The following is a 26,917-nucleotide window of genomic DNA, read 5'->3' as shown; positions in this document are numbered from 1 at the left end:
TTCAGACTGCTGACAAAGCCCTGGCATCTTCACTGGGGCTTTTTCATAATGGGTCATGCTAAAAGATCGCCCCCAAACCCAATCCGAACTTGAGTTTGTCTGTATTGATGAACTTGTCCCTCAAGACCACTTACTGCGTAAGATCGAAGCCAAGGTGGATTTCAGTTTCATCCATCCACTGGTCAAAGACTATTACTGTGACAATAATGGTCGCCCCGCCTTAGATCCAACGCTGATGTTTAAGCTGTTGTTTCTAGGCTATCTGTTTGGCGTTCGTAGCGAACGACAACTCATTCGTGACGTGCAGGTGAATGTGGCTTACCGCTGGTTTCTCGGTTTAAGTCTGACCGACAAAGTCCCCGATGCGTCCACGCTCAGCCAAAACCGCATCCGCCGTTTTAATGATTCAGAAGTGTACCAGCAGATTTTTGATGAGATTGTGCTGCAAGCAATGCAGCGCAAACTGGTGGGTGGTCATACCCTCTACACAGATTCGACCCATTTAAAAGCCAATGCCAACAAGAACAAGCACCTGAAGGTACAAGCGACCACGGAACGACAAGCCTATATGGATGACCTCGACAAGGCGGTAGCGGAGGATCGCATTGCCCATGGAAAAAAGCCCTTAGCGCCGCCATCGAAGCCACCACAGGCGCGGGAGATTAAACAAAGCACCACCGATCCCGACAGTGGTTTTATGGTGCGCGACCAAAAACCTCAGGGCTTCTTTTATCTGGATCACCGCACCGTCGACAGTCGCTGTAACATCATCACCGATGTGCATGTCACCGCAGGCAATGTGCATGATGCGGTGCCTTACCTCTCACGGCTGGACCGTCAGGCAGAGCGCTTCGGTTTTGACCTGCAAGCGGTTGGTGTCGATGCCGGTTACTTCACCGCTGCGGTCTGCAAAGGCGTTGAAGATCGTCACCTCTACGCCGTGATGGGTTATCGACGACCGACACACAAGAAAGGGTATTTTTACAAACGTGAATACCAATACGACTCTGATCAAGACACTTACACATGTCCGCAGGGTGAGGTTCTAATCTATAAAACCACCAGTCGGGAAGGTTACCGGCACTACCAATCAGACCCCGAGGTCTGTATTAAATGCCCAGTAAGAGAGCGTTGCACTCGTAACAAGCAGTGCGTTAAAACGATCACCCGTCACGTATGGGAAGACAGCAAAGAGCGCATCAATCAACATCGACTTACGCCTGAAGGCAAAGCCATTTATGTTCGCCGTAAAGAAACGGTTGAAAGGAGCTTTGCTGACGCCAAGCAGTTACATGGTTATCGGTATGCCCGCTTTAGAGGGAAAAACAAGGTTCAGGCTCAGTGCTTACTGGCGGCAGCGGCTCAAAACATGAAAAAGATCGCTCAAATGGCTGCCTGAAGCCAAATATAAGGTTTACCTGCCAAATATTACACTCAAGGATGCCCGAGAAGCCTTCAAAAGTGGCTTCAGCTCTTATAAAGGTAATCCCGGCAACTATACGATAAGTGAGACAAATAGAATCTGCAGGGCTTAAAAACAATAAACCCCAGCAAAAATGCCGGGGCTTTGTCAGCAGTCTGAATCCATGACACGTTATGTGTCATGGATTAATACTTCTATACCCATCCTCGCTCAGCAAATGACACAACTTCGTTATCTCCCACTACGAAGTGATCCAGAACACGAACATCCACTAAAGCCAATGCGTTTTTAAGCCGGTCTGTAATCTGTCGATCTGCATTGCTCGGCTCAGCAACACCGGATGGATGGTTATGTGCCAAAATCACGGCTGCCGCGTTGATTTCCAAAGTGGCCCTAACGACTTCCCGTGGATAAACACTACAACCGTCAATCGTGCCTTTGAATAGCTCTCTATCCTCCAATAAGCGATGTTGGCTATCCAAAAACAGGCAATAGAAAATCTCACATTTACGTTCAGCCAGGTGTAAACGTAAAAAGTCTCTTACAGCACTTGGCGAAGAAAATTGCTCGTATTGTCTATTCGTCATTCGATTGTAAAGTAGCTGCTTTGCTTCTTCGATGACTTGGTTTTCTTTTTCCAGAGTCGTATTGGGTTCATACGTGACACTGGATTGATGGGTATTTTCCATGACTGTGCTCCCAAGATAAAAATGAGGGAACACAACCAGACCCTATGGGAACGGTGGTTCCCATAAGAAAGGAAAGACAACAGGCTAATGTGTTAGCCTGTTGTCAATGTGGTTAGTTATCCGTTTGCGACTTGACGCGATCCGGCCTGATCATCAAATTCTCTGTTGTCTTCATAGGCAAGTTCGTTATTGATTTTCAGTGTCAGGATGCGCGTCAGGAATCCACCTATCGCAGAACCCAGTTCACCGGCACGTTCACCTTGTTTGTAGATAAACGCTTTGGCACGAGGGTTTGCCATATTGAATCGAATCAACACTTTCGAGTCGTCTGATTCTATGGCTTCTCGGTTTTCAAGAATGACACCGAGTGCGGTTTCTGAACCAACAATGAGATCATGATATTCATAATGCACATTATCGGCAGGCCCCTGGATAACCGAGACTTGAGCAGCATAGCGAGGAGGTTTACCCTCGGCGCTAATGTCACGGACGCCATTAATGTAGCCAATGCCGTTCGCGTACTCGTTAAAGTATCGGACTTCTTCTGCGTTGGCAGAATTGGTTTTTTGATGGTTGGTTGCTGTACTCATAGCAAATCTCCTAAATCAAAGAGTGAAAAAAGGAGTTGCTGACCCAAAGGGGCAACAAGCTCCCCGGTTGGGTGAGTGAACAATTTGATCTTTCAGTATCTCGGTTGAGGTAGCTGCATACCCTGCACAAAGCAGTGATCGAGGTATGAGGGTGCTATTGAGGCAGCAATAGCGACTGGTGGTATCTGTTCCATCGATGGCTCCATTTGAAATTTTCACTTCTTGCCCTTATTACCTGGCCGGTTTTTGAGGCTTGGTTTCTTCAAACTTATATTGCCAGCGGCGGAAGTCCCTCGCGTCAGAGCCTGTGTTGCTCCCTCTAGCTGAGAAGCTGCACGAATACCGGCCAATCCTAGATATAGAGATAGCAATATTGGGAGAATGAGATATAGGCCACCCGTGAGAAAGTTAAGGATAATTCTCTTCAAGGTGAGATCAGTGCTAAACAATGAAGTGATACTTCCGGGATCAGGGTAAAAAGCCTGTATCAGGTTTTGATCAACCCACCATGCGAAAAACCACAACACCGTCCAGAACTTCACAGAAAACAAGATCAATGCGCCGATAATGAGCAAGGAAAATTTATATCGACTGATCAATATAAAAAACGGCAGCAGCGTATAGAGCCCCATCAAAACTAATGATTGAATCATGGGTGCAGCTTCCAGAAACACTCTGAGAAACGCGGCAAAAGAAATTGACGCCTTACCTAATCCGTATGCTGCTAACCCTTGTTGTATCGCATTCTGTACAGCCACTGATACGCCACCTGATTCTCCAACATCAAAGTCAACTAAGTTCCCGTAAGCAAAGTCATAGCCGCGTGTTGTCCAACGTGGCGGTGAATTAATTAATGCAAGTTGCGTGATGACATCTCGTCTTTGAACAGCGTCCCAGCTAGGTTCTGCTGCTGCGGATTGCAGATCAATATCACCTAGATCATTTAGGATTGCCTGCTGAATTCGAGGCCACCATTCATTGCAGTAGGGTTTTCCATACACGGGGTTATTACCCGCATCCCATTCCACATCTCTTAACGCAGACCAGGGAAATCCCTCTCGAACGGAGTCTGCCCGCAAACTATCGTAATAACCCGCTATTTCTTGAAATACATGTGAGCCTATCCAGTCTGGATCGGTGTCACCGTATCGGTTTAACAGCACATCAATAGCGGCACTGTCTGGTCGCTCAGTCAGGTACTTGGAACGCGCCTCAATAAAACAATCACGAAAGAAGTCATTGATTTCATGCCGCAGCTCAGGGTCTTTGATCGTGGCATCTCGCAGCTCATTGGCGTAACCGCGATAGTCCAAGGTGGGTGGCACATCTTCCATCACAGCCCGATTGAAACCAGAGCTAAAACTCATCACCGCGAACCAGAAAACAGGCACATCAACGCTCACTGGTGCTCCATTAAATGAAATCCCACCGCCGTAGGTCGTCCGTGAATTCGCGACCGTTGCCACAGGCTGAGCAGGCGTGCCAATGACCGCACGGGGTGTGAAGGACAGATCAACAGCATTAAGCGGCGTAGCCGGAACAGCCGCAATCAGAATCACAAAGAATGCAATGAAGAACTCAACCTCGATAATTCTCAAGGTAGTGTTACCCGCTTCCTCAGCATCTTCACCCGCATAAGAGCGAATGATTGTATCGATCAATATGCCTAGGAAAGGCAAAAAAACCATGCCGGTAGCTACGAGAACGTCCCAGATGCTGTTGTAAAAAAACCATCCGAATAAGGTCGTATAGAGTTCGAGTGTGCTATCTACCGCCATTATGAACTCCAGAAGCCAAATAGAGCTTTTAGCGGGTTTTGTACAATCAATATCTCATAGAGAGCAATTAGGATAATGACTGGTAGTCGTGATATTTCTTTGCCTACTTCCAATCGGTGCTTTTTCAGCAAGAACTTTATAAATACTGGCCATAGCCCAATTAAAAATCCGTAGAACAATACTCGCCATATCATCCACGCTTGATCATCATATTGGTCAACTGTAAGTTTACCCGAACTGATTAATAGACTAATCAAAAGGCCAGCTAGAAACAGCAACACAATAGCTGCCAAAGCATAGAACCAACGTACCCGTATTCTTTTAACCACCAACCCGCTCATGGTTCTACTCCACCGTTATTGAGTGGGCGAGGATCTTCCGCCGTCGAAGCGGGTGTATTCAGTGACGACTGGCGCTCAGCATTATCACGCAATAACAGCTCGACAACTGTTGAGGTGACAAACTTGTCACGAGCATCCTTTTCAAAAATGACGTTCTGTATTTCGCTTTCTAGCTCATCGAGCGCTGTGGCGACTTCTCTTTGCGCTATTCGATTAGCCGCTATATAACCTTCCTTTCTTCCCGCGAGTAGAAGTCGCCTAATTATCATGGCTTCTTCCATGACTCTTGCTTCCGCAACTTCCTGTGAGAGCTTATGAAGCACTATTGAACGCTCTTGCGAGGGCAGTTGACGAATAGCCTGAATCACCTGCAATGTAATGGCGACACCAGGTGCTTCAACTGCCTCTAAGTTATCTCGTGTCGGGCGAGTGGTGCCCGTTATCAAATTCACTAACAGTGGCAGAATGTCTTCTGTTGTTTGTTCGATATAGGGAATCAGCCCCTTGCCTGAACGAGCCCCTTTGTTACAACCGTCGCAAATGCCAATTTCCACCTCTCCAAGGACATTATTTACCCATTCGTCTACCGCATTTGGCCCAGCAAAATGACTGGCTAATGGTGCTGAACTGGGCAAGTTAGCCGTAGATTCAGGTGGTCGTTCCGACAGGATATTCAAGCCAGCCGAAGCCACATCAGTGAGCACACGAATTGGGGCTTGATTTTGACCGCCTCGTCGTATTCCACCCACCCACTCAATGCCATCGTTATGCGCGTCTTCTGCGTCGTCAACGGCGTCATGAATATTGGCGCTGCCAACACCGAGAGAACGTTTCCACGAGTCACCCCAACTGACAGTTACCCACTCGGCATAGGGGTTCGTGCCATTGGCAATTTCGTATTGGATACGTTCGCAGCTTTTGGTTGCCAGAGAGAAAGCTTCGTTAGCCCTAAGCAAGGCGTTCTGGAATAGATCGTAAAGACCAGGGTTGGCCTTTTGCAGAATGTATCCGGGCAGATTAGCGATGGCCGCTGATGCTGCCAGTTCCAAAGCATTTACAGCGTTATCAACCCCGTTTCTAATATTGTCCAGTGAGTTTTCTATTGCGACCATCGGATCAAAACCACTGCACGACAGCGCAGAAACTGAGCCATTCAGTGATAAATCGATAGTGGTGATATTCAAACTCGGTGGTATCGCTATATCCCGACCGCCGCCAATTTTGTAGTAAAACAAGCTGTCGTTACTCGGCGCAGGTTCAGCATGCGTAAACTGAATACCAAACACCAATACAAACCCAATAACGAGATGTTTGATGGTTTTCATATGCACACCTCCAGTGGCACGGTGAATAGATAAGCGCCTTGCGCTTCGCAACACTGATACGGACGCCACAAAGAAAAGGCATAGCGATTGTCGTGGGCAATACGACCTGACGACCACGCCCTGCGATACACATCGTTCTCGCCAAAGACGTAACACTGGCTATCCATTTCAGGTGCGAGCATTTGCCAAACGCCTGTGTCAGGATCGTTCTCTACCAGCTCACCGGGCAGCCATGTTCGGTTGTAATTGTTGCCGTCCAAGGCCGTATAAACATGAGGCTGGCGGATTTGAGTCACGATATTGCCCGCACGTTGCGCTACCACTGCTGACGCCTTGGTATCGTCCTTCTGGTTGATAAAACCAGTACGCGGCCACACTGCACCCCATTGCTGTTGAATGCCTGAACCAACCACACGTCGGCCAGGAATCAGGTTTTGTATATAAAGCAATTCAGGAATACCTAAACGCCAAGTCAGAGCATCAAGGGACGAAGACAGGTAGGGTTGAAAGGACTCGGCCTCAGATGGACAGTAATAGCCACTGTTGGCGATAAAATCCGTAATAGAACTAAAGGGGTGACCAATCGCCGTGACTTCTTTGAAGCGTAAGCTATGGTCTGTGGCTGTATTTCCACCTTCAACGCGATGGCCACCACCAGCTTCCGCTCCGTGAAAAATCCCCACGATAGAAGCTGTTAGTTGCCGTTCGATATCTCCGAATATTTCTTCCGCTTCCTGCCACGGATTGTCGCCTGGCTTGTCAAAGACACTGACAATCAAATCGGGGTTGTAGTGACGGACGCGGATACTTGTTTCTATCGAGCATTCGAAGATACTGCACCGGAGCCAGACACACACGCCAGTAATACAGTAGTTCAGACAAGAACGGTCAAGTGTCATGGACTGGGTAATATCGCTCAATGTCAGCGTCGTAGGTTCTGCATCAAAGGCTCTAACAGGATTGCTGAGCACAGCGAAAAACAAGACAAGGAGTATTGGTAGTTTATTCATGACCCGTTACCTCGCCAGATTCCAAATGCCACTGTCGGTATTTATCGAGGGCTTGTGATAGGTCAGTCAATCCATAGACCACCAACTCCTCGTCAAAAATTATTGCTGGGTAGCGATCTAAATCGTGGGCCATAGCTGTCCCAACAGCTTGATAGGCGCTGCGCAATTCAGATTCAATCCGTGATCTACCAATCGATTCGACGCGGCGATGAAACTCAGCCGTTGCAAGATCTTCGTTGACAGGCAGACCTTTGCTTAAACGGCTTTCGATATGAGAAACACTATCGAGATTCAATAGTGTTATTTTCGGGATATAGCTTTTGAAGGTATTTGGTGTAGCTACCGGATATTTATCAGACGTAACGACCAACACTGACTCAGGCCACAGGCTTGATGCAGCCTGTACACTCGCACAAGCTAAGCTGATAGTAACGGTGAAAATTAATAACCTAGTTCCGATAGCCACTTTTGATTAGCCTTCAATGTCCTGATGGCTCAATCATCGGAGTTTTTCAGTTGTGTTAATACGGAAAAGCTTTCAGACCAAAAAGTAAGTTTTACAAACTGCTTAGCATCCACGGCTAAAACGTTTTTTAGCTGCTGCTATGCCATTCTATATACTTTTAATTGGAATACAGGTTTAGACCGCGTTATAGATGTCGGTAAAATATCGTTACAAAAGTAGACACAGCCCTATGTAATGGGGCTGTGTTAGGGGTATAGCTATTAAAGTCACATTGGAGATAATGGGACGGCAGAGCTACTGACCACAACGCCGTCAATCGAGTCTTCACAATCGTTGTAGTAAATGAATTTTCCATCTTCATTACTGACATTGATTTCATCAAAGTTAGCGCATAGATCGTACTTTACAGTTACCGCCCTAAACCCAATTGCAATCGGCCGGTCATAAACCCTTCTCATCCCTAATGACCGTTCGCTGGCGCTTAGGAATTGTATTGCACCACCCGGCACAGTCTGTGTTCTTCCCAAATTAGATTTTATTGTGGAAAGGAAACTGTCACTCTCTCCTCCTGCTGTGGAATTGATAGCGCCTGTAAAATCGTCCTTGGTTGGATCTTCGGATTGGCTAGTATCGGTATTATCGTCACTACTACCGACATTAAAAGGCTTGGCATATTCAAGTAGTCCTCCGAACCTTTCTGAACCAATCACACTCACATCAATTGCTCTTGCATAAAATACTTCAGTTATAAACCTGAAGTATAGATGCCTTGAGTTATTACCCTCCTCAGAGCCAACTTGCATAAAAGCTGTTTTTGTAAGCTTATCCTTAAGATTGTCATCTTTAAATTTGTAATGGCGAACCTTCATCGTTGTAGAAGCATTTTGTCCACTCTTTATGTCTGTATCTACGGCTTCTTGATCAAAGACATTGTCAAAGAACTCTGAAAATGAAATACCATAAGACTCAGCAGCGGGAACTTTAACCACAATACTACCGACTTTCGATGCTGTGATATTTGCAGCAAGCCCTTCTGAAGGGATTAATGCAGACAAATCACCTTGCGAGATTGATGTACTTGCAAATTCTGGAAAACCAACAAGCCTTAATCGATTAATCCTACTCTTTGTTACAGGCTTGTTATTTACGTCATTTGTTACTTCATCTTTGAAAATATCTTTGGCCGTGTATTGAGGCTGGCTGTATAAATTCTTCGCTCCCGCTATTTGCACATTCGCTTTAAGGTCGGTCAAGGTTTTTAACTTTTCCTCTTCCTTCGTAATTTTGGGCGCATTTTCAGCAGCAATTTTAGTCTTCTCCGCAGTCGCATCCTCTTTGGCACGGGTAGCAGTTGTTACAGCAGTAGCAAGAGCGGATTGCTCACCCACAGCATCTTGAAGTGCTTTTTCCTCGATTGAAACATCAGCAGGCACGGCTTCTTTTGCTGTAATATCAGCCGTCAGCCTAGCAATTTTTTTATTGTGATCCTCAAGCTTGCGGTCAGCTAAGAGTTTATTCCTATCTGCCGTAATTTTAGCTGGATCTTTTGGATCATCTGGCGCGTCTTCCACAGCTCTCTTAGCAGCAAGCACCTCGTCATCAATACTGCGCTTTTCAAGCTTCATTTGAGCTAATTGAGATTTTTCAGCAGAGACATCTGGCTTCTTGCCTTTAGCCTTAGTGAGAGCCGCTGTTGCATCGTTTACCTTCTTGTCAGCATCAGCTTTTTCTCTCTTTTTAGTCTTTAATTCTTGCTCAGCCTTTGCTTCCTTTTCAGCCGCATCAGATACACTCTTTTTCAAAGCGTCAACAACAGCCTTTTGGGCTGCAATCTTTGTATCGATTGCAGCCAGAGTCGGATTTTCTAAGATTGAATTATATTCGTTAGTAGTTGGTGGCGCTGAAAGGCTATTAGAGTATTCCGCTGAGATTTCATCAAGAAGATTAATTCGATGAAGCCTTGAATTCATGCCAATAGAAAGACGTATAGGCTTCTCATCCGGCTTTAGCTTATCAAAGTCCTTACTGAATATCTCACTAACCACCTCAGATTCAGGGTCATAATTGGAGACATATACATCGCCAACAAATAAGTCTTCTCTTGGCGGAAAAGTTGGCACAATCCCCAATTGACGCAGTGATTGAGTCCATTTGCTTTGGACTTCGCCCTGCTTAAATTGAGGAGATGAGCATGCTGCAATCAGGGTAGATGAGAAAAGTACAAAAGCCCAGCGACTATAAATATTCATACAATGCTCCCTATTGTTTTAGATGGTGGGCAGAAACGCCAAAATACCATGTATCACCTAACTTGAACAATCCGATCAAATTTCAAACAAACCGTAAGAAACTTCTTCCTGCTTGGGATGGATCAAACCCAAACTCATAGATTACTAATCCATTAACCCTGACTTACAAGTTCTTCAGCAACGGTAAAAGCTGCCTCCAGCTCAGAACAGTGCTGGGATCGCATGATTTCAGCACGCTGCTGCTTTTCGTGTTTCTCGGTCATAGCCAAGGCTAACGCTAATGGTGGCGGTACGTTGCGGAACAGGCATTGCAGCGTATCCGCCAACACCACGCCCTCAGTGTATTTTCCCGGTTCCTTGCGAGCAGCCAATAGCATGTGCTTTTGCTCATCGGTCAGGTCTTTAAAACGAGAAATCTGTTCGATTTCTTCCTTCGGGCAGACCATTGCAATCCACCACTCAAACATGCTGAGTAGTTTTTTCGCGGTATCAGGGAAATCCTCTAAGTTCTGAGTGGCCAACCACAACCAAGCCCCCAGCTTGCGCCACATCTTAACGATCTTAACCAGAAAGATGGCGAGTAGCGGATTGGTGGTAATTAAGTGAGCTTCGTCACCTAGAACAAAGGTAGGGCGGTGAGCATACTGCTCACGTTCCACCACTCCGTTGATCTGATTCATTAGCCCCATAAAGCCAAGGGCGAGCTGATCTTCATAGCCTTCATTCGCAAGTAGTCCCATTTCGAGAATTGTGACATCGGCTTCAGGCCAGGCTTTACCTTGTCGATTGAAAAAATGACCGGCAGTGCCGGAACAATACAATGCCATAGCATCGGCCATGTCTTTAGCCCGTTCTCGACGTTTCGGTGTGCTTTCTTCTTCCTGTGCGATCTGATTAAGTGCGGTTACCACATCCTCGGTCAGCACAATCTCTTTACTGCCTGCGGCCAATTTATCTTGAGCCGCTTTGATAATGGCCTGCCGAATCGTCAGGCGGTCTGCGCGGGACATTGAGGCTTCTTCTTTACTGTCACCACCGGTAATCATGATGCGAGCTTTCAGCTCCATCTCTCCTAACAGATCACGCTCTTCGTCATCGTCGCTGTCTGAGGCATCCAGTGACGCCTCGCTACCTAATGAGCGTTGCTTAGCTGCTTCTCGTTCCAGCATTTCATAGGCATCAGAAAACGGCGGCAGACTGACATCTTCTTTCGGGTGGAGCGTAACTTGATTGACCGACAGGCCAAAATACTTGCAGTAGTCGCCAAACAGTTTGAACGAGCCACCTTTCTCGATCACGTAAATACGTGCGCCGTATATGGCGGCGACCTGCAAGAGGATATAAACCATCAACGCGGATTTACCCGATCCCGGAGGCCCCAATACCAGGCCAAAGGCATTCTTGGCACGATCTGCTTTATTGAGAGGATCAAACGTCAGTGGCTCACCGCCGCGATTAAAAAACACCAAGCCGGGATTACCCGTACCTTTGCTGCGGCCATAGAACGGCAGCAAGTTGGCCAAATCGCTAGAGAACACCAATCGACTTTTGCGATTGAGCTTGTCGCGTTTGGGTTCGTAGTTCATGGGTAACTGATGAATATAGGTATCCAGTGGCAACAGCTCATCTTTTTCCCGAATGGGATGCAGGCCATTGGCGAGCAATAGCGCATTGACTTCATTGGTGCGTTTTTGCAATTGGCCAAGGTCTTTACCACGGGTAAATAGCGTCATCGTTGTCGGCAACAAATAGTCGCCGTGCGACATCCACTTTAAAGCTTCTTTGGCATCTTGCTCTGCCGCCATTGCTTCGGCGGTCTCGCCCTTGGCGGCATTGAGAATTTGTACAATATGATTTTCAACATTGTCCTGAGGCATGACAGTGATGGTAATCGCCAGCACGCAGCCTTCGGACAGCTTGTCGAATAAGGCATACAGATTGTCACCTATACGACGTTCTCCTGTGAAATGACCGGGATACGGTTTGCGCCGTAACGCATCCACCGCAATGGCACGGTGTGGCATGTCGTCAAACCACCAAACACCATGCTTCTGATCGGATTCAGGCTGAGATAGAAACAGCAATTGAGAGAGATCATGTCCAAAGGGGCGTTCTTCAAGTTTCGGCAGTTCTGTCAGCTCAGTTAATGCATCCAGATCACCGGCTGTCATATCAGCCGTGGGATTAAACCAGCGCAATAGCCAAGCGTATAAATCCTGGTCATCACAACGCCGTATACCAATGCCGGTTGCCACCATCTGAGTGACAAACCGCTCGGCGACCTGATTAATCTCGGTCAACGGATCGATGTTGTAATGATCTTTAGCATCTCGTCGGCGATACAGGAATACGCGTACTCGTCGGACTTTGCCTCGCCAATCACCACCGGTTACCGTGGTGTCTTCAAACAACCCGCCTTTATGGGTGACGTGCTTGAAATGACGCTGCATACGACCCACAAAATTATTGGTGAGTCGCTGCTGCTCAGCATTCGATTGGCTTTGGTTGTCACTGGCGTATTGATCGAGAGTCTTCGATAGTGCCGACAATGAATCTTCATCGGACACATAGCACTGCAACACAAACGGATTATCGTGAGCCGGTATGGTGTGGTTGATACACGTCTGAATGTTGGCCTGTACTTCTTCGAGAAAGCGCTCGGATCGCGCTTCGGTAGAGACTCCCACAATCTCAAACATGGCGGCTGCACTGTAGCCATCTTCCAGTGTGAAGGTTTGGCTCGCTTCATCAAAATCAACCCACGGTAACCAGTCGGATAGCGATTCTGGTCGGCGATAGAGATTTGCAACATCCTGATCGGTCACCAAGCGATTGGTTTGTTTATCCTTGGTCATGGCTTACTCCCAACCCTGGATTTCACCCGGCGCAGCAACGTGATCCTGGGTGTAAAACTTAAAGAAGGTGCTGTATCCTGGCACGGGATGTCCAGCGCCACTCAAATGTGGAAACACGTACATGGTTAACGTCGGATTCGGCAGCCATTGAAACTCTGAATCGGCTGCTGGCTCTTTCAAATGCACTTCCCGTAAAGGTTTAGTTAGCGGTGCCGCATCTTCATTCTGAAACTTGTCGTCGTGTATGGCTTTCATACTCGGCATGTCTTGACCAAACACCCGGCTCTTAGAACTGGCGCAACCACTGATGAATGCGGTACTAATCAAGATCAGTGCGAGCGTGCGAATCGTCTTGTGCATAACGCAACCTCCTAATAATCGAACTCTTATCCAGCGGTAGGCTACGATCCAGATGCACGGATACCGCCGCACCTGGATTGACGACAACCGCATCAAAACTCTGTTTCTGTCTGGCCAGTAGCCACTCGCTCACTTCATCCGTGGCCGATTGCACCGCTTCACCCGCCGCCAGCTTGTTAATGTTGCCCGTCACATTGCTGGTAGTGGTGCCTGTCAATGCTGAGGTTTGGCGCTGCTGTTGCGCTTCGGCGTAAGCCGAGCCTGCTGCACCAAGAGCGGCGAGACCCACGCGTTGCGATAGAAAAGCTGGCGCATTGGTGACAAAGCGCCCAGCAACGCATGGCACACCGCTGGGATCAGAGATATAACCCAACGGCTGACCGGCGCTGCTGTGATTGACGATAGAACCGTCCTCAAAAATAAACGTGGCCGACATCAACCGGGCACTGACACAAGACAGGTTCCAATCACCAAAGCCCAGGCCACTAAAAATCATGCCTTCGACTTCCGGCAGTTCATGACCATTGGCTAACAAGTTTTCTTTGCCTATGTAGATTTTTATGGGGTACGGGTCAGGTGTTTGCCCCTCAACAGGAATGCGACCAATGAGCGCCGTCAGCGCCAAGCCATCTGTGAGCGTGGCATCTTTCGGTAAGGTATACACTGGCTCAATAACAACTTCCGGTCTTGAGGGTGATGCTTGATCGTCGGCAGGCTCCGCGTTGACCGCTGGGCCTTGTAGCAATCCAGTAAAACGGTTTCCTTCACCACTGTCGGACTCTGGCTCTGCCCAATCAATCGGGTTAAACCATTCCCCTCGGTTGGGATCGTCACGCAGACCACCTTGCTCATCAAAGCCGAAGCCTATGGGTAGGCCATCTTCGTTTAGAGGTGTTTTTGCTAAGGCTTGTTCACTGCGCACATCGGCCAGTTCACGTTGCAGGTTCAATAGGGTTTGTTCTAACTCGGTCACCGTTGCCTTGGTGTCATCGAGTTGTTTCTGCGCTTCGTCGCTGGACTGGGCAAGTGTCGAGAGCTGTTGCCGGTTTTCCAGCACTTGCCCCATCTTATCTTCGGTCGAAGCATGTAAGGCATCGGCCTTATTCACCGCTTCGCGGGCATAAGCCTGCAATGCGCGAATGGTATCGGTTTGAGTGTCACCATCTTCGCGCTTGGCGGCTGGATCATAACCTGGCACCGCTTGGATAGGCTGATGGCTGACCTTGCGGTCAGAGCACATCACCAGAGACAGACACAGTACCGCGACTGCCGCGCCACCGATAAGCAATGGATTCATACGCTTCTCAGCCATCGGTCGCCTCCTTAACTTCTTTGTTAGGTGCAGCGACAAAACCCAGGCTTTCAATAAACGGACGATCTGAAACTAGGTACAAGGTAGTCGTATCAGTGTCATTGCCAGCAGCGCCCAGAAATTCATGCTGTGTGGCAGCCGTTAACCAGCGACCGCGCAAGGTGCTCGCTAGATTAATTGAGTCGGTTTTAGGGCTGACAGAAAAAACTAATGACTGTTTACGCTGGGTGTTATTGCGCAACTTGATCGCAGTGACCGTATAACCGCCGCCTTGCCACGCCGCGATAGGCAGCGCGTTGAGCTGGTGACCACGCACGAGAGGAATAGACTGTTCAGTATCAATGGGAATACGCTTTATCTGGCTATCGCCACGTAATAAACGTTCTGGAGCATAAAGTTGTTGTGCGGCGTATCGGGTTAAACGCACACGCCAATCATCAGCTTTGCGGTTCTGCGTCTGGTCTTTGGCCTGATTAACCGCACCGTCTGGCTTCATAATCACCAGTTCATCGCTAACAGACTTCGCGTCATTAGCAGTGACATCGAGCAGGTAAATCGTTTGATCAATCAAACTCTGCACGCGGATACGCGTGGCCGGAAAAGACTCAGCCGCTCGAATGTACAAAACGCCGTTAGCTGAAACGACGGATACCTTGCGCTGTAAACTGTCAGGCAACCAGTAGCGCACATCGCTCGGGAAATGAATGATGCGCTCTTGGTCACCTTGGATATGTACAGCAATCGGGCGCTTGTCCCAAACGATCCGCTCGGCGGCAGGTGTTGGATCTGCTAGAGCCATGCTGGATATAAGCAGCAAGGCAAACAGAGCCACAATGATCTGCATAGGATTATTGCGTAGGTTCAGCATGATTTACCTCCGGCACAAAGGGTTGGCCAATGTGATGTTCGCTCAGCAGTTCAGGTCGCATGGTGTCATCGCAATCAAGCGCCAATCCCCACGGGTTAACCTCTTTATCCACATCGAACCGGACGATGCGCATCGGGTAGCGCAACATGACATCTTTTACGGGGTGGCCGTTTATGGATTCCGTGACATTCACATCCAGCCAAGTCAGCCAAGCGCTATTGCTCTCAAAAATCACACGCGAGCGCGTGTAAGAGTGGCCGAGTATTTCCTGAATGCTACGTACACGCTGGCGAAGCTCGCCCAGGCGTTGCTTGTCATTCATATCCGCTTCCAGTGCGACCCGGCAAGTAGGCGTCATAAAACCCTGCAACTTGTATATCTGTTGCGGGTAATCTTTTTCACCATCAGACGGCCAGCGATTCAGTTGTTGAAAGATGTAATAGGCAAAGGTGTACACCAAGGGCGCAGGTACGTTTTCAAACTGAGTCACCATGCCCTGGGTTAAATCGGGAGGGATGTAGAGCCGCCGCGTTTCCTGCAACACACCATTGCGCCACCACAGCGCCACAATGACGACGACCAAAAAGGCAACAGCGATACGCAGTGAACGAACATGGTCAGTGGTAGCCATCAGCCGGTTACGCGCCTGATTGTTCCGAAAGGGTAAAAGGTCTTTCATAACCGCACCCTCCGGCCTACATCCCACACGCGGCTTTGCCGAATAAAGGGTGATTTGCGTAGGTGCCAATCCTCTAACCACAACCGCAATCGCAACTGGTAGAAACCCAGTGGCCTACCGCGCTTGAGTTTTTGTAGCACCGTAGCTCCGATGACAACCCAGCCAATAATGAGCAATAGTCCGATGCCCACGCCCATCATCAGATAGCCAAACAAGCCGCAGATGATGACGCTGGAAGGCACTAAGATTGCTGCTCCCGTAGTCACCAACATCATCAGTTCTGAAAGCGAGCACCCCCGAAATATCGAGGGTTCTGCATTCAGACGCAGCGGCAGTAGCTCATTGCGATCTGTAGTCATGGTGGCTCCTAGATGATGCCAACGGCTTCATTCAAGAAGAACGACACAATGGCCAGCAACGCACCGGCAATCACAGCCGTTAGGCCAACAGAACCCCAATCGGGATCGTTAGAGCTTCTGGCTTCATTGAACTTGGAAAGCAGAATCCAGCCCACCCATAGAAACCCCGCACCAGAGATGGCCAGCGCGATGTAATCAACGGCATCGCCAGTCCACCCCTCCATAAATTGCAGGTAGTTTCCATTGGGCGCACCGTTTGAAGGATCAACCGGCGTGGGTAGCTGGGCATAAGCTGGAATCGCCAATAACGCAATCCACAGCATCTGCCATCGAGAGTAGAGAAATTGATACGTTCGTTGCCGGTTACGGCGCGACAGGACAGTTAGGACATTCATTGGCATTCTCCTATGTTGTAGCCAAATGTTTGTCGTTGTTGCTGTCGCGGTGGCGGAGCCAATAACGAGGTTAAAAAGTCGAGCCTACGGCTCAACATGAAAGTGGTATTTTCTTTAGGTCATCGAAGTAGGAAGCCTAAGACCAGAGTGAGGAAAATCGGTCTGACCGATCGCATGAGGAAGTCATAAAAATCGATCTTGCGCCTCGACCAGGCTTTCCACTGGGTATAAATCACCCAAACTGCCCAGAGGTAGAGCACGGAGTAAAAGATCAGTAGAATGGAGAGATTGAAGCTGGCCATAGGTACACCGAGGGTTGCCCCGGTGAAAGCGGCTTCTTGAGAGGCAGATACCGCCATTAGCGGTAGTCTCCAGAAATCGACGGCAAGGAACGCGGTTCGCGGCGCTGATTGTTCAAAATATCGCCAACCCCCTCCTGAATACGCTGCAAATCGGCTTTTAGTTGCGCGTAATCAACCTGCTGACGGTCATTCTGGTTGACTGATTGCTCGGCTTCCTCAACGATGCTACTGATAACGGTTAGCTCAGAATGCAGACGCTGGAGCACTGTACGCTCTTGATCTGTTACCGCGTGACTTGCTGAGGCGATGGTGATTGCAATAATGGCTAAGAGGATTCTGTAGCGCATGATCATTCTCCTGTTTGGTGGAGCAATGATCAGGGATAGTTACAATAGGAACTACAGAAAAGCTTTCAGGGTTATAAGAAAGTTAATTGTCGGTTGTATCTGTCTTGAGGCTAGCTAGTAACTATAGGTTGGACGACCTGAGAGAAAATATTCAATATCGGATTAGTTTTTATGAGTTTACTAGAGTCTTTTACAGACAAGCCATTGAGAGAAAACGCTGGTTCTAGGTCTTCTAACAGGTTTGATTATCAAAAGAATTGGTCTTTATGTGAACTTTTGGAGTTACATTCCAACCACTCTGATTATCTAATGGTCTTTGAATATCACGACGATATTGTCGTGTTTGACTCGCAAAATGATCCTTCTGAAGTCATTTTCTATCAAGTCAAAAGTAAAACATCAGGGAATTGGACTATTGGAGCCCTCACAAAGGAAAACAAGGGCTCTCCATCTATACTTGCTAAACTGTATGACAATTATCAATCATTTCCAGAAAATACTACCAAATTAGTTTTCACATCCAATCAACCTTTATCAACCAAACTAAAAAATGGTGATAAAGCATTAGAAATGAAGAGGGTAAAATTCAGCCAGCTATCCAACAAAGATAAAGAAAAACTACAATCCGCTCTTGAGCCAGAAAGCCAAAATTTTTGCAACATTCATGGTTTACAAAAAATAGAAACAGAAAAAAATGACTTAAGAATAGATGATCATTCAGTTACGACAAAAGGTAAGCTAGTAGAGTTTTTCGAAAAAGTTCATCCCGAATCGGAAATCAATATATCTCTAGTATATAAGACCTTTTTTGACGAGATACGAAGAAAGTCAAACTATGAGAAAAAGGTAGATCATACGGCGGATTTACTAGCCCATAAAAGTATTGGAAGATCTGAATTTCAAACAATGATTGGTGCTGTCACCCAGAGAACCAGCGATTCAGACTTATGGCAAGAGGCAAGTCATGTATTGAATGCAGAAAGTTTTTCCTTTCATGAAATAAGAAAGATAAAGTCAAGTTGGCAGCAATATATAGTTAATAAAATGAACGTTACAGACGATCTACATCTAAGATTAAGTGATGATGTTTTATCAGTCATAGAATGCCCAAGTCGTTCGAACACTAATACTCTAAAAGAGCTTGTTGATTCCTCATTACCTTTTCTTATGGAAGCACATTCTGAAAATTACGATGAGCCTTACGTTAAGGCAGCAATAGTATATGAGGCACTTAGAAATGATCCAATATCGGAAGTTGATAAGAAACCTAAGGATAAAACAAAATGAAAAGCTTGCAGTTAGAAAGCATGCTTCTCGTCTCTCATCGAGAAAAAAAGGCGAGGAAGATCGAGTTCGACCCAATAGCCACGATCATCAAGGGAGAAAATGACACAGGAAAGTCGTCTGTCATTAAATCTATACAGTATGCCTTTGGAGCTAACCCTCACAACATCCATAAAAACTGGAAAAATGCCGATATTCTAACGCTGATAAAATTTAAGTTAGATAATTTGAGTTTTTACATCTATAGGCATCGAGGATCATTTTCTCTGTTCAGCTCATCCAAAGAACCGATTGGAACATATAGCAGCGTCACTAATGAGCTGGCTCCTGAATTGGCTAGAATATTTGATTTTAGATTAAAGCTAACTGACCGAGATGGTAAATCTATAACCCCACCACCTGCATATTTAATGCTACCTTTCTATCTTGATCAAGACAAAGGATGGACAGGAACATGGTGTTCGTTTACGAACCTAGGACAATTTGCTTATTGGAAGCAGCGTGTTGCAGGCTATCATTTTGGAATAAAGCCGGACAAATGGTATCAGCTAGACTCGACCAGAAAAAATCTAGAATCTGAAAAAGATGAACCCGAAAGACAAGTAAAAGCCATTCAATCAGTCCGCGACAAAACCCTATCTGACTTTTCTGGCGTGGATTTTGACATAGATATAGACGCCTTTAGAAATGAAGTAAATGAATTAATAGATAGATGCAATGCACTAAAGAGCTTAGAAAGAAAATACAAGAATGAGATAATATCTTCAAAGACAGAAAAGATTAGAATTGAGGCACAGATCGAAATAGTTGTAAAAACTCATGACGAACTAAGCGATGATTATAAATTTTCATCAGACATCGGAGATACTGTCGATTGCCCCACATGTGGAGCCAACTACGAAAATTCTTTTTCTGAGCGTTTTGATATAGCCCAAGACACTGAAACCTGCGTTGATTTACTCTCATCGCTGAGAGAGGATTTGTCAAACATTGAAAAATCCATTTCAAAATCAGAATCCTCCATGAGCCAGGCCAGAGACACACGCCTTAAGATAAATAAACTACTATCCCAAAAGCAGGGTGATATAAAGCTAAAAGACCTAATCGATCTAGAAAGCAAGAAGGCGCTAATAATTCATCTAGATAAAGAAAAAACAGAATACCTTAAATCAATCGAATCTTTGAATTTAAGAATAGCCTCAACTACCGAAGAGATGGCCAAGTATGATGACCCCGAACGCAGAAAACGTATCATTGAAGAACACGGGGAACTTTTGAGAAAAAACACTATAAAGCTGAATGTAAATTCATTAGATGAAAGTGTTTACAAAAATATAACGCCATCTATTGAAGAAAGCGGGAGTGATCTACCCCGTGCAATATTAGCTTATTTCTTTACTTCTATAGCAGCTATAGAGAAGAATGGAAATGCTACTTTCTTCCCGATTGTTATCGACGCACCAAACCAACAAGAGCAGGACAAGGAAAATTTAAATAAAATACTCAGCTTCATAAAAGAAAGTAGACCAGAAGATAAGCAATTAATCGTCGGCCTAGTCGATTCAGGCGAGGTTGATTTTGAAGGAAAAGTTATAGAATTCGACAAGAAGTATTCTGTACTTGATGAGAACTATTATGACACTGGATCGAAAGAAATTAATCACTTTGAATCTTTAAACCTATCAATATAGGATTTTAATATTGAACGATTCTCTCCCTTCAAGGATATACCGCTATCAATCTTTTAGTGCTTTATCTGTTGAAGCATTGTGCCATGATCAGCTCTACTACTCAGATCCCTCTAGATTTAACGATCCTTTGGATTGCAGCCCGTCCATAGAACCGGATACTGATATACATACATTACGAAACATCTTAAGCGAACTGATAAAGAAAAGAGTAGAAAGCGAAGTCTTATCCTCCCTTAAATTAGCAAGAATAAATGAAAATGAAGGGAAGACACATGCGATAAGACAAGCAAATAAATCAGCCGCCGACGAATTGCATAACATCGCATACTTGGCTACAAACCCAGACTATGAAGGAACGGTGGAAGATGCCGAGAAATGGCAGCTCACGTACACAATTCAATCAGAATTAGTTAAACAAAATAACCAAGGTGTCTGCTGCTTGTCCGAGGAATACGACAATCCTTTATTGTGGAGTCACTATGGAAATCAGCATAGCGGATTTTGCGTTGGATACTCTTTGGATAGAAAGCCCACACCAAAAATATATCAGGTCAATTATGGTGGGTCACGAACAATAAAAACCAGCTTGATCGCTAATGCAATCCTTGCAAATAATATTCTGGCTCAAAAAGAGTTAGAGGAAAGCGTACTACTTCGTAAAGCCAAACCTTGGGAGTACGAAAAAGAGTGGCGAATTATTGACAATGTCGACCTTCAGGACTCACCATTGAAACTTGAAGAGATAATTTTCGGCCTGCGCTGCCCCGACGCAATAATGTATTCAGTTATAGAATCGCTTAAGTCTAGAGATATTAAATTCTACAGTATGTATCCGTGCAGACAGAGTTTTGACCTTAGACGCACTAGCGACATCCATGAATCATGTTCATATTTCCCTAGAATATCCCGATCCGGCATAGAAATATTTGGGCCTCCCGATACTGATTAAATTGTTCAAACGGCCATTAGTATTATTTATTTAAAGCTATTGTTAACCACAGGAATATCAGACCATTTTGTCATGTACTGTGGCGAAGTGACCGTACCGCCGGAATTCCAATAAGTACGCTGATGTAGCTCAAAAATACTTTTTCAATCGGTCAAAGCTAATACGCACGGCGAATCCCAGTAAGAGTGCGAATGGCAAAAGCACGATGACCGGATCAATACTGAACGGCAGGCTGATATAGATCACGCAAGCCCCAACGAAAGCAGGAACGACGGATCGCTTAGCGAGATTAAAGACGTTGCTGCTTTCTCTGCCGCCACCCCAACGTCGAAGGTCTCGCTCTACTAATCCATCGACGGCACCGATGAGTCCAGCCAGCAGGAAGACTGGCATTGAAAATACGATCAACGCCAAACGAATGACAAAGGTCTGGGTAACCGTGCTTGCCGCTTCCAGATAGGGCTGCGCTTTACGATAATACTCGCTGCCCCAGTCACTGATGGAACTCATCGTCTTATTGGATTTGGCATTGAAGTTCGGCGGCTTCGCGTTGAATTTCATCTGCTTCTCAACCCATGCCACCGCATCTTGTGCTTTCTCTGCAACAACGTGCTTGGTGTTCAGGGAGTTTTCGTAGAGCTGGCTACTGAGATAGGCTTGATCGCTGGCGAGTACGGTCTGTGAGTGGTCTGCCCCTTGTTCTGGCCAGAACCAAATCATACCGATCCATTCAATGACAATGGAAATCAGCAGACTCAGCACCAACCAGACAATCAGCGCCACGGTACTGGATATGGTCTTACCGATCAGGCCGGGTTCTTTGCGCGGCGGTGGTCGATAGTCGGACGACTTAGCCATGCGCCTTAACGCCCATGAAAACTACCCCAGTCTGAAACTGAGGTATAACCCTGGCGCATCAAACGGAGCATTTCACCCAAATCATCGGGCAGCTCGTCATCGTCGATCTTTGACGGCATGGGGATACGAATCTTCCATAGCTCACTGCCTCTGAGCAGTACAAAGGCCTGTCCCTTGGGAAGTGCCACAATATCCGCAGGGGAAATCATCGGTACACGACTAATGCTTACCCGATCCTGATTATTGGAGGTAAAGCTCACACCTCCCTCAAGGCCACTGTTATCGGTGACACCCGAAACCGCCATGATCTCACTGACGCTGACTTCCGGTAGCTGCTTGGTGAACATCTCGCAGGTCGCGATTTCCTTAACACCCATGATCATGACTGTACCGATGTTACCGGCGAGCTGACCGGCTTTAGCTTCGCTGCCCAACTCGGCAATAGGATCGCTCCAGGTCTGGGTGTAGAGATTGAGTTCGTATCCCGCGCCACCGGATTTATTGATGAGCGTTTTAAACTGCGGCCCGATCAGATCCGAAAACTCGTCACCATGAATCACAATATTGGGCGGTTTCTGGCTTCGCCCCGAAGAATCATCGCCAATGCCGTGCTTGTAGATATGACCAGCCAGACTGGTGAGATCACTGAACATCGATTCACCTACAGCACTGGCCACTTCAGGATCGGCCAGTGCATCGAGACCCACATAGACAATCGCTTGATCACGAATGGCATGTGCCCATTCCAGCACCGGGCGCTGGTCTTCCTCGTCGGATAAATCGGGTGCGAGAATCGCAGCGATATTGCCTGTCGTGAGCTTTTCCAGAAAGGGTTTGACCGCGACGGTGATTTTCTGGAAATACTCGCGGTCGTAGCGGAAAGCTGAAATCAAACCCTCCAAAACCTGATCAAACTCCACTTGAGTTTTGAGGTAGCGCACCAAGGCGATGGCGTCCGGGTCTTTGCCTTGGTCTACCCGTGGTAATGATTTCACGTTGATCGCATTACGGACTTCGGCCAGTCCGTCTTGCCAGCCTTCATTACCATGTTGTTCTAACCAGTAATGGCCGTAACGGATCAGCAGCGGATCAATGTCGGTGATATAGCGCCGGATCTTTAAGAAGTCCGGGCGCTCGTCTAACGCAACCAAAGCCACGGCGATGACATTCACAAACTGCCAGGCAAATTCTTTAAAGGCACTGGCATCTCCCTCACCGGGTAATTGACTGGCGATACGGGTAGCCACTTCGGTGATACGGGAGAAAGAGCCAATGGCGTTATAACGCGCACTGAGTTCGGGATATCCTAAATGGAAGATCAATAAGGGGCGTTGGGTACGTTGTGCTTCGACATGAATACGCTTGAGTAAGTCAGCATCACCCTTGGGGTCTAGCACAATCACGCAGTTGTCGCGGCGATGAATGTCTTGGGTGATTAGCAGTTCCGCTAAACGGGTTTTACCGTGGCGGGTTCGAGCAATGACCACCATATGCCCGACGCGATCAGACAAGGGCATACTGGCATTACTCTCCCCGCCAATACCCACCCCATGAATCACAGCATCGCCGCCGCTAGCAGGCGGAGGCCTAACTGGATTTAAAACTGAATCGGTGGCGGTCAGCTTTGCCACCTGTTTTAGCAGCGGCGTATGCTCCCACTCAATTTCTTTCTTCCGTACCCATTGCTTGAAGGCACTGGGTTGCAGGTAATGTTCGGCGCGTCGATCACGGGCGGCATATAAGCGTTCAGTGTGGGTTTGCGTCCAACGAAAACCTCGCCCCAGAAACAAGACTGCTCGACTGACGGGGATTTGTGTCGAAGACATGGTGTAACGAGGACTTCGGCGAAGGTGACGCTGATAGGTTAAAACCCGCCAGGCCTGGCGGCCTCGCCAGATACCCAATACCCCTAAACACCCGGCACTGACAACCGCCACACTGGGCGGCATCATCAAGGTTTGTGGGGCTTTGAGGACGATACCCGCTGCACACAACGAGACTAAGGACGAGGACAGTTCCACAGGTGGCCGTAGTAAAACCTCCACCTCATAACGATCACTCATTGCTCCCAGCCATCCTTGGAAATCAACACCGGGTAATGTTTCAAGGCCAGTGGCTTGGCAAAGCTCTCGGCTGACGCCGGGATTAGTCGTAGGCCTTTGGCTAAGGCCTGTATCGCTTTAATCTCCTCCAAGGTATCGACTTGTACCAATAAGCCAACGGCACTGAGATTGACGAGTTGATCGTGCCTCGCTTTCAGCCAGGCTTTGGATTGCTTATCGGCACCGATCAGGAATAGCGGTTGTTGCAAATACTTCAGTGGCTTTGCCGTCGCGCTCACACTTCCCGGTGACATGGAAGGCGTCTCTATCGGTAGCTGAAAGGATTGGCGCTTCGTGGGAAGCACGGATTGTTTCGGTTGAGGTTCAGAACGCTGAGGTAAATACGGTGCAATTGGTAAGGTATTACCAGAATCATAAATGACAGTCAGTGATTGATCGGCCTGAACAAATTGGCCGCAGCATAGGCAGAGTGCAAGAACAAAACGCTTCATTTAAAACGTCCCTTTCCAGAGACGCTGTACCCGTTGACGATACTGCTCCGCACTCGCCAACGATTCGTCGTCCTGACCGGGATCATGGTATCGGCCTACGGCTGTCCACCAATCACCGCTGGCCTCGAATTGCTCGCGCAAAATCGCCGCGCCTGCTTTGAGATTCAACATCGGGACTAAAGCATCATCAACACGGTTAAAGCGTTGCTGGTGCCAATACCAGTTGACCTGAGTAACCCCCAGATCAACCAATTGTTTGCGACTGATGGCTTCAGACGCGATAACCACAGCTTCGCGCTGTGTCTCGCAATAAAAGCTCTGACCTTCGATATTCAACGTCCAGGGCCAAGGTAACAACTGGCCATTATAGCTTCGCCCACTTTCGGCTAAGGCAACGGCGTACAAAATATCAGCCGGAACATCGGTGGCCTTGGCGACAACCACATAGGCTATCGGTAGATCGTCTAGGGCTGTTGCTGAAATGGACTGCATCAACGTCGCGCCCACAATGAACGGTCGAATGGCACTGATATTCATAATCCCAAGTCCTCTTCACGTAACTGAAAAAATTGATCGTTTCGTTTGAGAAAAATCGGTACGACCGCTGAATGATGATTGGTAGATCGACTTTGTAAGCGCTGTAGCAATCCTTCGTTGCGGTTCAACGTTAGCGCGTTACCACTTACTTTATTGGCTTGAATATGGTGAGCCTGAGCCCAGGCCCGAACCGCGTTATCGTCGGATGCGTTGCGAACATACACGTCGATACCTGCGTTCCGGGTTCCTGAGACCAGGCTCATTAACCGGGGGATAAGTGAAGTACAGTGATCACATTGTGTTGGTACGAAGACCATCACCCGATCACCGTCTTGAAACTGCTTTTTAGCCAGCCAGCGTGCAGCTTTGGCCGATTCCTTTTGCTGTTGATGTAATTGATACGGCGCAAGCAATCGATGATCGACCGTATCCACGTTCGGGTACAAACGATTAAAGGCAGCCCGATACGCTTGCTGAAAACGTAAGGTACGTTCTGTCAATTCAAATTCCTGGCGCGCATACAGCTCTGCATAACGTTTCTGCTGAGCTGGCGTTGTCGCGAACATGCCCAGTGCCAATAGCGGGTCAATCGTTGGACTCCAATGACCCAGTGGCCCACGCATCAGTTCTTGATAACGCTGATACTCTTTCGCATCGAGTGACCAGTATCGAGCGAGTGTTTCAGTGTCGGGGGTCTGCACGATAGGCGTTTCGGAAACTTGTGTTTGTGCGCTTTCCGTATTGTTTGGATCATTCGCTACAGCACTACCAGACACAGCCAGAATTAGAAATACTGTGAAGGCTCTCATGGCTGCACCATTTGCAACCAACGGCTGTAGTGTTCATCCACCAATCGGTTTGCTTCCGCAGGCGACAGCACCTCATCAACGATTGACGACATACTCATATGAGCACCAACCAACAAATGATTCATATTGTCGTTGGCGAAGGCATGGGGGTTGGAATGGTAGGCATGAACCAAGACCTGATCCAGCGTTAAATCAGGGATACCAAACTGTAAAACGATATGGCTAAGCGTATCGCCCGGTTTAACCGGGCCATAACCCAACATCCTCATTGATGAAGACTCATCAGCGACAAGGCTAGATGTCGCTTTATTGCGTTCACGCCAAAGAGCTTGAGCCGTCTCTATATCGTTATCACTCACATACTCTTTTTGATCAGGTTTTAAGTCATAGCTGATTGTCCGAAGAACGGGATTGATAACGACATCAAAACTCTCACCGCCTAAAACACTCAACGCATCTTGTAGTGTCATCGCTTCAAGCGTTCGGTGTGGTGCAGGTAGTGGTCGCGTTAGCAACACATATAGATCAGAGACTTTCGCCGTCTCAATTTGATCATCGAGCTGATAGCCATAGGGTTCGAGTAAATACTGCAACGCACTACCTACTGTGGTGATGTCGTCGGGAATAGAAACTCGAATCATCGATTGCAAAACATGGCTTTGTGCTTGCGTTGCGCCGATTTGAACCGACACATAACGACTATCTTTAACGACGTTATCTGTATTCATCGCTTCCAACGATGGCGATAACAGAACAAGACTAAGCACTGAGGCTGGAATAACGCTGGCTGCTGACATAAACCACTCCGGTCGATTCGTAAGACGAGGGATAAGGTACGAATCTGCGGGAATGATTTGGAGCGAAAACCTTTCAGAGGTAGAAGAAAG

27 protein-coding genes are annotated in these 26,917 nt (G+C 47.3%); 4 read left to right on the top strand and 23 right to left on the bottom strand.

The features are described 5' to 3' along the window. Positions 1-55: 55 nt before the first annotated feature. Positions 56-1,399 (top strand): IS1182 family transposase, encoded by a 1,344-nt coding sequence (locus ACGHZ6_RS25730; protein WP_390619295.1) that lies wholly within the window; start codon positions 56-58, stop codon positions 1,397-1,399. A 218-nt stretch (positions 1,400-1,617) separates the two neighbouring features. On the opposite strand, the gene radC is transcribed toward ACGHZ6_RS25730, so the two are convergent. From radC to ACGHZ6_RS25645, 17 genes are all read right to left on the bottom strand, one after another. Continuing rightward, on the bottom strand, positions 1,618-2,112 hold the full coding sequence (gene radC / locus ACGHZ6_RS25725; protein ID WP_390619331.1) for a DNA repair protein RadC: 495 nt from the start codon (positions 2,110-2,112) through the stop codon (positions 1,618-1,620). 116 nt (positions 2,113-2,228) lie between these two features. Next, complete coding sequence (locus ACGHZ6_RS25720) at positions 2,229-2,702, bottom strand: DUF3577 domain-containing protein (protein WP_390619330.1); 474 nt, start codon at positions 2,700-2,702, stop codon at positions 2,229-2,231. A 215-nt stretch (positions 2,703-2,917) separates the two neighbouring features. After that, positions 2,918-4,480, bottom strand: coding sequence for a conjugal transfer protein TraG N-terminal domain-containing protein (locus ACGHZ6_RS25715; RefSeq protein WP_390619329.1), 1,563 nt, complete (start codon positions 4,478-4,480; stop codon positions 2,918-2,920). Continuing rightward, positions 4,480-4,821 (bottom strand): hypothetical protein, encoded by a 342-nt coding sequence (locus ACGHZ6_RS25710; protein WP_390619328.1) that lies wholly within the window; start codon positions 4,819-4,821, stop codon positions 4,480-4,482. Before ACGHZ6_RS25710 ends, ACGHZ6_RS25715 begins: the two co-directional genes overlap by 1 nt. Continuing rightward, complete coding sequence (locus ACGHZ6_RS25705) at positions 4,818-6,146, bottom strand: integrating conjugative element protein (protein WP_390619327.1); 1,329 nt, start codon at positions 6,144-6,146, stop codon at positions 4,818-4,820. The genes ACGHZ6_RS25710 and ACGHZ6_RS25705 overlap by 4 nt, the downstream gene beginning before the upstream one ends. Then, complete coding sequence (locus tag ACGHZ6_RS25700; RefSeq protein WP_390619326.1) at positions 6,143-7,117, bottom strand: TIGR03756 family integrating conjugative element protein; 975 nt, start codon at positions 7,115-7,117, stop codon at positions 6,143-6,145. Before ACGHZ6_RS25700 ends, ACGHZ6_RS25705 begins: the two co-directional genes overlap by 4 nt. Positions 7,118-7,148: 31 nt before the next feature. Further along, entirely contained in the window at positions 7,149-7,622 is a 474-nt protein-coding gene (locus tag ACGHZ6_RS25695) for a TIGR03757 family integrating conjugative element protein (protein ID WP_390619325.1), read from the bottom strand. A gap of 266 nt (positions 7,623-7,888) precedes the next feature. After that, a complete protein-coding gene (locus ACGHZ6_RS25690) occupies positions 7,889-9,871 on the bottom strand; it encodes a hypothetical protein (RefSeq protein ID WP_390619324.1) in 1,983 nt (660 codons plus the stop codon). A gap of 152 nt (positions 9,872-10,023) precedes the next feature. Then, positions 10,024-12,726: a conjugative transfer ATPase gene (locus ACGHZ6_RS25685; RefSeq protein WP_390619323.1), complete on the bottom strand. Its 2,703-nt coding sequence runs from the start codon at positions 12,724-12,726 to the stop codon at positions 10,024-10,026. Between the two features lie 3 nt (positions 12,727-12,729). Beyond that, entirely contained in the window at positions 12,730-13,086 is a 357-nt protein-coding gene (locus ACGHZ6_RS25680; RefSeq protein WP_390619322.1) for a hypothetical protein, read from the bottom strand. After that, positions 13,046-14,398 carry a TIGR03752 family integrating conjugative element protein gene (locus ACGHZ6_RS25675; RefSeq protein ID WP_390619321.1) on the bottom strand — a complete coding sequence of 451 codons (1,353 nt, stop codon included), beginning with the start codon at positions 14,396-14,398 and terminating at the stop codon, positions 13,046-13,048. Before ACGHZ6_RS25675 ends, ACGHZ6_RS25680 begins: the two co-directional genes overlap by 41 nt. Beyond that, entirely contained in the window at positions 14,391-15,266 is an 876-nt protein-coding gene (locus tag ACGHZ6_RS25670; RefSeq protein ID WP_390619320.1) for a TIGR03749 family integrating conjugative element protein, read from the bottom strand. The genes ACGHZ6_RS25675 and ACGHZ6_RS25670 overlap by 8 nt, the downstream gene beginning before the upstream one ends. Further along, complete coding sequence (locus tag ACGHZ6_RS25665) at positions 15,247-15,945, bottom strand: PFL_4703 family integrating conjugative element protein (RefSeq protein WP_390619319.1); 699 nt, start codon at positions 15,943-15,945, stop codon at positions 15,247-15,249. The genes ACGHZ6_RS25670 and ACGHZ6_RS25665 overlap by 20 nt, the downstream gene beginning before the upstream one ends. Further along, positions 15,942-16,304, bottom strand: coding sequence for a TIGR03750 family conjugal transfer protein (locus tag ACGHZ6_RS25660; RefSeq protein WP_390619318.1), 363 nt, complete (start codon positions 16,302-16,304; stop codon positions 15,942-15,944). Before ACGHZ6_RS25660 ends, ACGHZ6_RS25665 begins: the two co-directional genes overlap by 4 nt. A gap of 8 nt (positions 16,305-16,312) precedes the next feature. Continuing rightward, complete coding sequence (locus tag ACGHZ6_RS25655; protein ID WP_390619317.1) at positions 16,313-16,699, bottom strand: TIGR03745 family integrating conjugative element membrane protein; 387 nt, start codon at positions 16,697-16,699, stop codon at positions 16,313-16,315. Between the two features lie 119 nt (positions 16,700-16,818). Further along, a complete protein-coding gene (locus ACGHZ6_RS25650) occupies positions 16,819-17,058 on the bottom strand; it encodes a TIGR03758 family integrating conjugative element protein (RefSeq protein WP_390619316.1) in 240 nt (79 codons plus the stop codon). Further along, entirely contained in the window at positions 17,058-17,348 is a 291-nt protein-coding gene (locus tag ACGHZ6_RS25645) for an RAQPRD family integrative conjugative element protein (protein WP_390619315.1), read from the bottom strand. Before ACGHZ6_RS25645 ends, ACGHZ6_RS25650 begins: the two co-directional genes overlap by 1 nt. A 171-nt stretch (positions 17,349-17,519) precedes the next feature. Here ACGHZ6_RS25645 and ACGHZ6_RS25640 point away from each other — a divergent pair, with 171 nt between their 5' ends. From ACGHZ6_RS25640 to ACGHZ6_RS25630, 3 genes are read left to right on the top strand one after another with little or no spacing between them, the layout of a single operon-like run. Beyond that, positions 17,520-18,635 carry a DUF4297 domain-containing protein gene (locus ACGHZ6_RS25640; protein WP_390619314.1) on the top strand — a complete coding sequence of 372 codons (1,116 nt, stop codon included), beginning with the start codon at positions 17,520-17,522 and terminating at the stop codon, positions 18,633-18,635. Continuing rightward, complete coding sequence (locus ACGHZ6_RS25635) at positions 18,632-20,323, top strand: hypothetical protein (protein ID WP_390619313.1); 1,692 nt, start codon at positions 18,632-18,634, stop codon at positions 20,321-20,323. Before ACGHZ6_RS25640 ends, ACGHZ6_RS25635 begins: the two co-directional genes overlap by 4 nt. A gap of 10 nt (positions 20,324-20,333) precedes the next feature. Beyond that, a complete protein-coding gene (locus ACGHZ6_RS25630; protein WP_390619312.1) occupies positions 20,334-21,272 on the top strand; it encodes a DUF2971 domain-containing protein in 939 nt (312 codons plus the stop codon). A gap of 129 nt (positions 21,273-21,401) precedes the next feature. Here the strand turns inward: ACGHZ6_RS25630 and ACGHZ6_RS25625 are convergent, their stop codons facing one another. From ACGHZ6_RS25625 to ACGHZ6_RS25600, 6 genes are read right to left on the bottom strand one after another with little or no spacing between them, the layout of a single operon-like run. Then, on the bottom strand, positions 21,402-22,130 hold the full coding sequence (locus ACGHZ6_RS25625) for a TIGR03747 family integrating conjugative element membrane protein (protein WP_390619311.1): 729 nt from the start codon (positions 22,128-22,130) through the stop codon (positions 21,402-21,404). 5 nt (positions 22,131-22,135) lie between these two features. Continuing rightward, a complete protein-coding gene (gene traD, locus ACGHZ6_RS25620) occupies positions 22,136-24,193 on the bottom strand; it encodes a type IV conjugative transfer system coupling protein TraD (protein WP_390619310.1) in 2,058 nt (685 codons plus the stop codon). Next, positions 24,190-24,684, bottom strand: a complete 495-nt coding sequence (locus tag ACGHZ6_RS25615) for an integrating conjugative element protein (protein WP_390619309.1) — start codon at positions 24,682-24,684, stop codon at positions 24,190-24,192. The genes traD and ACGHZ6_RS25615 overlap by 4 nt, the downstream gene beginning before the upstream one ends. Further along, positions 24,685-25,221, bottom strand: a complete 537-nt coding sequence (locus ACGHZ6_RS25610; RefSeq protein ID WP_390619308.1) for a lytic transglycosylase domain-containing protein — start codon at positions 25,219-25,221, stop codon at positions 24,685-24,687. Then, positions 25,218-26,030 carry a TIGR03759 family integrating conjugative element protein gene (locus ACGHZ6_RS25605; protein ID WP_390619307.1) on the bottom strand — a complete coding sequence of 271 codons (813 nt, stop codon included), beginning with the start codon at positions 26,028-26,030 and terminating at the stop codon, positions 25,218-25,220. The genes ACGHZ6_RS25610 and ACGHZ6_RS25605 overlap by 4 nt, the downstream gene beginning before the upstream one ends. Next, the gene (locus ACGHZ6_RS25600) at positions 26,027-26,827 is read right to left on the bottom strand and encodes a hypothetical protein (protein WP_390619306.1); all 801 of its coding nucleotides are present in this window, start codon (positions 26,825-26,827) and stop codon (positions 26,027-26,029) included. The genes ACGHZ6_RS25605 and ACGHZ6_RS25600 overlap by 4 nt, the downstream gene beginning before the upstream one ends. Between the last annotated feature and the right edge of the window lie 90 nt (positions 26,828-26,917).

It is taken from the genome of Maricurvus nonylphenolicus, from assembly GCF_042854845.1.
In the GTDB taxonomy this organism is placed as follows: domain Bacteria; phylum Pseudomonadota; class Gammaproteobacteria; order Pseudomonadales; family Cellvibrionaceae; genus Maricurvus; species Maricurvus nonylphenolicus.
This window is presented reverse-complemented; position numbering and strand designations above follow the sequence as displayed.

Bases quoted from the DNA above. Each gene is read 5' to 3' on its own strand.
- ACGHZ6_RS25730 (WP_390619295.1), top strand. From the start codon at position 56: ATGCTAAAAGATCGCCCCCAAACCCAATCCGAACTTGAGTTTGTCTGT.
- radC (WP_390619331.1), bottom strand. From the start codon at position 2,112: ATGGAAAATACCCATCAATCCAGTGTCACGTATGAACCCAATACGACT.
- ACGHZ6_RS25720 (WP_390619330.1), bottom strand. From the start codon at position 2,702: ATGAGTACAGCAACCAACCATCAAAAAACCAATTCTGCCAACGCAGAA.
- ACGHZ6_RS25715 (WP_390619329.1), bottom strand. From the start codon at position 4,480: ATGGCGGTAGATAGCACACTCGAACTCTATACGACCTTATTCGGATGG.
- ACGHZ6_RS25710 (WP_390619328.1), bottom strand. From the start codon at position 4,821: ATGAGCGGGTTGGTGGTTAAAAGAATACGGGTACGTTGGTTCTATGCT.
- ACGHZ6_RS25705 (WP_390619327.1), bottom strand. From the start codon at position 6,146: ATGAAAACCATCAAACATCTCGTTATTGGGTTTGTATTGGTGTTTGGT.
- ACGHZ6_RS25690 (WP_390619324.1), bottom strand. From the start codon at position 9,871: ATGAATATTTATAGTCGCTGGGCTTTTGTACTTTTCTCATCTACCCTG.
- ACGHZ6_RS25685 (WP_390619323.1), bottom strand. From the start codon at position 12,726: ATGACCAAGGATAAACAAACCAATCGCTTGGTGACCGATCAGGATGTT.
- ACGHZ6_RS25680 (WP_390619322.1), bottom strand. From the start codon at position 13,086: ATGCACAAGACGATTCGCACGCTCGCACTGATCTTGATTAGTACCGCA.
- ACGHZ6_RS25675 (WP_390619321.1), bottom strand. From the start codon at position 14,398: ATGGCTGAGAAGCGTATGAATCCATTGCTTATCGGTGGCGCGGCAGTC.
- ACGHZ6_RS25670 (WP_390619320.1), bottom strand. From the start codon at position 15,266: ATGCTGAACCTACGCAATAATCCTATGCAGATCATTGTGGCTCTGTTT.
- ACGHZ6_RS25665 (WP_390619319.1), bottom strand. From the start codon at position 15,945: ATGAAAGACCTTTTACCCTTTCGGAACAATCAGGCGCGTAACCGGCTG.
- ACGHZ6_RS25660 (WP_390619318.1), bottom strand. From the start codon at position 16,304: ATGACTACAGATCGCAATGAGCTACTGCCGCTGCGTCTGAATGCAGAA.
- ACGHZ6_RS25655 (WP_390619317.1), bottom strand. From the start codon at position 16,699: ATGAATGTCCTAACTGTCCTGTCGCGCCGTAACCGGCAACGAACGTAT.
- ACGHZ6_RS25650 (WP_390619316.1), bottom strand. From the start codon at position 17,058: ATGGCGGTATCTGCCTCTCAAGAAGCCGCTTTCACCGGGGCAACCCTC.
- ACGHZ6_RS25645 (WP_390619315.1), bottom strand. From the start codon at position 17,348: ATGCGCTACAGAATCCTCTTAGCCATTATTGCAATCACCATCGCCTCA.
- ACGHZ6_RS25640 (WP_390619314.1), top strand. From the start codon at position 17,520: ATGAGTTTACTAGAGTCTTTTACAGACAAGCCATTGAGAGAAAACGCT.
- ACGHZ6_RS25635 (WP_390619313.1), top strand. From the start codon at position 18,632: ATGAAAAGCTTGCAGTTAGAAAGCATGCTTCTCGTCTCTCATCGAGAA.
- ACGHZ6_RS25625 (WP_390619311.1), bottom strand. From the start codon at position 22,130: ATGGCTAAGTCGTCCGACTATCGACCACCGCCGCGCAAAGAACCCGGC.
- traD (WP_390619310.1), bottom strand. From the start codon at position 24,193: ATGAGTGATCGTTATGAGGTGGAGGTTTTACTACGGCCACCTGTGGAA.
- ACGHZ6_RS25615 (WP_390619309.1), bottom strand. From the start codon at position 24,684: ATGAAGCGTTTTGTTCTTGCACTCTGCCTATGCTGCGGCCAATTTGTT.
- ACGHZ6_RS25610 (WP_390619308.1), bottom strand. From the start codon at position 25,221: ATGAATATCAGTGCCATTCGACCGTTCATTGTGGGCGCGACGTTGATG.
- ACGHZ6_RS25605 (WP_390619307.1), bottom strand. From the start codon at position 26,030: ATGAGAGCCTTCACAGTATTTCTAATTCTGGCTGTGTCTGGTAGTGCT.
- ACGHZ6_RS25600 (WP_390619306.1), bottom strand. From the start codon at position 26,827: ATGTCAGCAGCCAGCGTTATTCCAGCCTCAGTGCTTAGTCTTGTTCTG.